Raw genomic sequence first — 613 nt, forward strand, 5'->3', positions numbered from 1 at the left:
GGCGTCGGCGGGCGGGGCGGTCTGGTCCTCGGCGCCGCAGACGACGAGGGTGGGCACGCCGATCGCGTTGAGGCGGCCGCGCACGTCGAAGGAGGCGTTCGCCTCGCAGGCGGCGATGTAGCAGCCGGGGGCGGTGCTGCCGACCATCTGCACGGCCCAGCTGCTGATGGCGCTCTGGGCGGCGGCGAAGGCGGGGGTGAACCAGCGGTCGGGGGTGCTGCGGGCGATGGCGTCCAGTCCGTTGGTGCGGATGACCACGCCGCGCTGGCGCCACTCGTCGGGGGTGCCGGGGCGGGGTGAGGTGGAGACGAGGGCGAGGGCGGTGAGGCGGTGCGGGGCGCTGAGGGCGAGTTGGAGGCCGACGGCTCCGCCGAGGCCGCAGCCGGCGTAGCCGAAGCGGGTCTCGCCGAGGGAGTCGAGGGTGGTCAGGAGCCGTTCGGCGAGGTCGGCGACGGAGGTCGCGGGGTGGGGCGGCGCGCCGCCCTGGCCGGGCAGGTCGAAGCGCAGGACGCGCCGGGTGCGGGTGAGTTCCGGTATCTGCCGGTCCCACATGTGCCAGGTGGCGCCGAGGGTGGGGGCCAGGACGAGCAGCGGGGCGTCGTCGGGGCCGTCC

At 76.5% G+C, this 613-nt stretch carries 1 protein-coding gene; it reads right to left on the minus strand.

Annotated elements, in window-relative coordinates:
* On the minus strand, window positions 1-613 hold a 613-nt coding region (locus tag GL263_RS27635), incomplete at both ends, for an alpha/beta fold hydrolase (RefSeq protein ID WP_182858453.1).

This window comes from Streptomyces durbertensis, from assembly GCF_014156695.1.
GTDB classification, from domain to species: Bacteria; Actinomycetota; Actinomycetes; order Streptomycetales; family Streptomycetaceae; genus Streptomyces; species Streptomyces durbertensis.